General features: G+C 44.0%; 4 protein-coding genes. All 4 read right to left on the bottom strand.

Annotated elements, in window-relative coordinates:
- Positions 1-1,202, bottom strand: a 1,202-nt coding sequence (locus B3C94_RS12920) for a RagB/SusD family nutrient uptake outer membrane protein (RefSeq protein WP_293904264.1), incomplete at its 3' end; no start/stop codon positions are given.
- Positions 1,203-1,214: 12 nt separating this feature from the next.
- On the bottom strand, positions 1,215-3,770 hold the full coding sequence (locus B3C94_RS12915; RefSeq protein ID WP_293904262.1) for a TonB-dependent receptor: 2,556 nt from the start codon (positions 3,768-3,770) through the stop codon (positions 1,215-1,217).
- Complete coding sequence (locus tag B3C94_RS12910; RefSeq protein ID WP_293904260.1) at positions 3,673-4,362, bottom strand: TonB-dependent receptor plug domain-containing protein; 690 nt, start codon at positions 4,360-4,362, stop codon at positions 3,673-3,675. The genes B3C94_RS12915 and B3C94_RS12910 overlap by 98 nt, the downstream gene beginning before the upstream one ends.
- The coding region (locus B3C94_RS12905) for a hypothetical protein (RefSeq protein ID WP_293904258.1) at positions 4,359-4,886 on the bottom strand (528 nt) is incomplete at its 5' end. The genes B3C94_RS12910 and B3C94_RS12905, both read right to left, overlap by 4 nt.

The following is a 4,886-nucleotide window of genomic DNA, read 5'->3' as shown; positions in this document are numbered from 1 at the left end:
ATAAATTTTAACAATGCGACCTGGTCTGATACAATCGCTGCAGGCACTTTGTACAGGTCCGAGCCAGCTACAAATCGTTTCTTCCTCAATTTTTCAATAGTTTTCACAGCATCCTGCGTTTTTCCCAGCTTAGTTAGACACTCTGCTTTAATCAGATAAACCTCGTCCGTTGCCAGCCCTACAAAAAAAGCCGTGCTGGCATAAAAACTTCCTTTGTACCGAAAACCACTGAGCATTGCCGTTCTAAAAAATACCCCTTTCCGCAGATCTTCCTTCACATAGCTTTGATATAAGTTGGAATCTATTTTAGCGATAAAAATACTCAGCGGACTTGTGATACCAGATCGGGTCACGAAGGTACTTTTAAACATCACTTCCGTATCCATAATAGCTGATCCCTGAAAAGGATAGTTGGCAGAGGCCGAGAGCTTATTGTAATCCAATAGCCCATCCACGATATTCAGGCTAGCATCTGCCGCAGCCAAAGCTTTATCATAATCGCGCATAGAAAGATACACCCTCGCCAACAGTGCATAGCAAGCAGCCTTTGATGGCCTTTCTTTGTAAGAAGAAGTTGGCGGCAGCGACTCAACAGCATCCTCCAGATCTTTGGTAATCTGCGCATAAGTTTCGGGTACTGTGCTACGTTTTATCTTTTCAGAAACATCGGCGTTCAGCCGAAGCGGAATACCGTATGGCTCCATATCAGCCAAACCAAAAGGATAAGCAAAAACCTGCGCAAGCTGAAAAAAGGCATGCGCGCGGTAGAATAATGCCGCAGCCCGTATCTCCTTCCAACGGGCCAAATCATAGTTCCCTGCTTTCATCTGTGATAGACCGTCCAACACAATATTGGCCATAAAAACACAATTGTAGCCTCTGTCCCAATCGTTGAGGTTATCGCCCGAATTCGCATCTTTTGACCAGGTATAAAAGTCGCGATAGAGACTTGTAAGGCGGTTTTGATAAAGGTCAGCCGTCAGGTAATAATCATCCGAGCCGATTTCCCCAAGTTCGGGCACCAAACCCAATCCATTCGGCACACCGTTCATATCAAAATCATTGTCCAGTATAGCCTGAAAATCTTCCAGTGAGGATGGTACCACCAAGCTCTGATCAGGCTTCGCATCCAAAAATTCTGTTTTGGAACAGCCATAAAACAGCCCCATAAACAATAAAAAAGTAAGCATTAAATTTTTCATAATCACTGCAACTTAAAATGTAAAACTTATACCGAAAACATAAGTAGGCCGAGACTTTGGCATATTATTGAAATAGGGATCAATACCCATGTTATTGCCTATCCAGGCCCAATTAGGACTCTGCACCTGCGCAAAAAAACGAGCATTTTGAATACCCCATCGGCGCGTAGTTTCAGGCAGCAAAGAATAATAGAGTAATATATCTTCAATCCGAATATTATCTGATTTTTGGACCAACACCGAAGAATATTTATAAAACTGATCGCGGTCTGAGTTTCCTGTTAAATCAAGCGATGGGACAGCCGTATTTTGTTCATCCCCTGAAGCTTGCCATCTTTTCGCATAATCGGCATGGCCACTAAACCCAGCCAACAAAGTTGAACTAAAGAACGATGTGGTACGGAAGAAACCGCCAAATTTGAAACTGAGATTGACCGAAAGACCTACATCTTTATAAGTCCATTCATTACGCAAAGAGCCGTACCAAGGTGATTGCATCGGACCATTATATACCATATCCTCTATGCGCGTATTGTTCAATATACTTTTATAATCTTCTGATACTTCGCCGTTGGCGATTCCTTGTGGATTACCATTTGTAGGATCCAAACCCTTCCATGGATAACTGAAAACTGCATATAACGGCTTTCCTTCCAGTGGACTGATTCCTGAGCTGCCTAGATATGGAAAGGGGGATGCACTTTTGGGCATCAGATACTTTTTCACCTTACTGTTTGTATAACTCAGATTGAGGAAAGTATTCCATGTCACTGCAGATTCCATATTTCGCGACTGAAGCGTTAAATCCCATCCGTGACCATCCATTGAAGCTACATTTCCGAAGAAAGAAGTTATTCCCAATGTAGGATCCATAGGAGCCTGTGAGAGGAGGTCACGGCCATTTTTTAGGTAGTAATCCAATGAGCCCGATAAGCGGTTTTTAAAAACCGAGAAGTCGGCACCAAAATTAGCTGTATTGATCTTTTCCCAGCGTAGGCTTTTGTTTGGCGGTGAGTTGAGCGTGGCAGCAGGTAGTCCCGAAATCGTATAGGAAATATATTGTATCGTCGTCATTGCGGTAGCCATTCGCGATATATTCCCATTGACACCATAAGAAGCCCTTAACGCCAGCCGGTCCAACAGTCCTGTCTCATAGCGAAGACCTGCAGACCAGAAAGGTGTCCCCTTGGCATTCGTCTCCACACCAAATAGATTCGCCTCGTCTTTGCGCACACTACCTGAAATAAAAAGCCGATCCTTATAAGAGACTACTGCGTTTCCAAACCAAGACAAAAAGTTATCTGTCCGCTTATTTACCCCCGATACAGCGGGAACTTTAGCTAATGCCCCATTGCTCAACAAGGTGAAATTCGTTATATAATCCACGTCCCTCACTACAGACATACGATCATTGACATAGCCATAGTAGCGACCATATTTGCCCCGTTCAATTTTCGACCGGATTTCGTATCCGGCAATAGCGTCCAGGCGCATATCCGTATTGATTCTTTTGTTGTAGTCAAGCTGTAAACGCCCCTGATGCGACTGTAGCGTGCTTTCGTTGAAGTCCAATATCCCGCCTTCGGGAATAGCACTCGTCCAGTTTCCATTCTTTTTGTAGGCATACTGATTGGAAAGTCTTCTAACAAGGTATGAATCGCCTTTGTAGTGATTGTCATTACCATTAGAGCCGATCTGATATTGATACCGCAGGCTGACCGATAGATCCGTGATTGGCTTGATGGCAAGTGCAATGTTATTCGTCAGATTATAACCAGCGACCTTGTTATCTACAGTATTGAGGTCGCGTACCGGATTAAAAGACCAATCCTTTAAATGCCCTGCTCCCACCGTATCCAAGTAAGCTTTGGGATGATTCAGATAAACATTTTTTGGGCTACCATCCACACCGACAAGTGAGGCGTACGGATAGATTTCACGATTGTCCATGATCAGATAGCCCGGATTCGCATTAGCCTGTTGTCTTGTATGCGTATACTGCAGATTGTGCGAAAGCTCGATTATGGGCGAAAGTCGAAATGTATTGTTGGTCCTTATCGTCAGCCTATCATCTGCGGTACCACGCAAATTGGAAAGTTCCTTAAAATAACCCACCGAAGTCATATGAGAAACTTGCTTCGACCTGCCTGAAATCGCTACATGATATTGCTGCCGAAAGCGTGGCCGGTAAAGATACTGCGCCATATCCTTCCGTACATCATTACTTTTCATTTGTTCAATTTGAGCATCTATCGTCGCGTCATTGGGATTATTCCTTTTTTGAAATAGCAGCTCTACCACAGGTGTGATCGGCGTGAGGTAGTAAGGTCCATTTAGTAGATTATCGTAGGCACCTTGCGCAAACCGCAGCTTTTCAAACTGGATCATATCCGCTGACCCGATCCAGTTTAAATTGTTCAGATCAGGCTTATTCTGCAGGGCAAAGTCAGACTTAAAATCAATCTTCAATTTATTGCTCAGTCCCTGTTTGGTTTTGATGACGATCACACCATTTCCTGCCCGAGCGCCCCAGATACTTGCCGACGCTGCATCCTTCAAAATAGACACCGAGGCCACTGGGATTGATCTGACTGATTTCCCCCTCATAGGGAAAATCATCTACCACAATGAGCGGTTTAGCCTCTGCTGAAATCGTACTGCGTCCCCGTATCAAAAATGCATCAGTCTCGGCAGCATCTCCCTTATTAAACTGAATACCTGGCGAAAGCCCTTCGATCCGCGATAAAATATTTGTACCAGCGGTTCTATTGAGCATCTTTTCAGAGATCACATCGACAGATCCCGTGATCTGATCCTTGCGTAGGCGCTGAAACCCCGTATGTACCACTTCCACATCTTCGAGCATGACGATCTTGCTCGCCAAGCGGATTATTCCGTCCGCAGGCCAATCCTTTGTAGCCATTGTTTGAGGTTCATAGCCCAAGATCATGATACGAATAGAGTCTTTCGGATTTGCTGCGATGGAAAACTTTCCATCACTATCTGTCGATGTCGCGTTATTGGAAGTTAGATTTCTGACCGTCGTGTGGAGCAGAGCTTGTCCCTTAATATTGGTCACACGACCATTTAAGATTTTCTGCGCGTAAGCTTGGGAAACCATACCAAGCATTGCGATTATAATGTAAACTAATATTTTCATCGTGCAGATTCATTTTTAGGATCAACAACAAGCATTTCCAAAGATTCAACGGTATGACTAAGTATCAGACCATTCAGCGTTAAGAATTCAGCCAATAGCGCTTTATCCTTGGCGAGCGTAGGAATAGGTTCTTTGGCATATAAGACCGTTCCTAAAGCCATATCTGTCGTATAGATGGGCATATCTGCTTTCCATTTAAAGTTGGCATTCAGCAAAGCGAGTAAGGATCGCAGATCTGTATGATACTTTAATTTTTCAAGCTTCTGTACTGCGCAATTTTCTTGCTTGAGGATCTTCATCACTTTCATATCCCGCCAGTGCTTACCCACATCGCAATTAAAGGAAGCTTTTAAATCCGCTAGAAACCAAGCTTTCATCTGATCATCGGGCGTTGCTTCGGGAGCAATCAGCTGGTAGCAGCCCTGCTGGTTTATGAAATTGGTATTAGACCGTTTTACCGTATCTATCCATATTCTATTGAGCGGCATATCAGTCGCATAGGCTAGCATACTCATTACCCATGC

The organism is Sphingobacterium sp. UBA5670, assembly GCF_002420705.1.
GTDB lineage: Bacteria > Bacteroidota > Bacteroidia > Sphingobacteriales > Sphingobacteriaceae > Sphingobacterium.
Note: the sequence above shows the minus strand (reverse complement) of the source record. Positions and strands in the feature narration are given on the sequence as shown.

Bases quoted from the DNA above. Each gene is read 5' to 3' on its own strand.
- B3C94_RS12910 (WP_293904260.1), bottom strand. From the start codon at position 4,362: ATGAAAATATTAGTTTACATTATAATCGCAATGCTTGGTATGGTTTCC.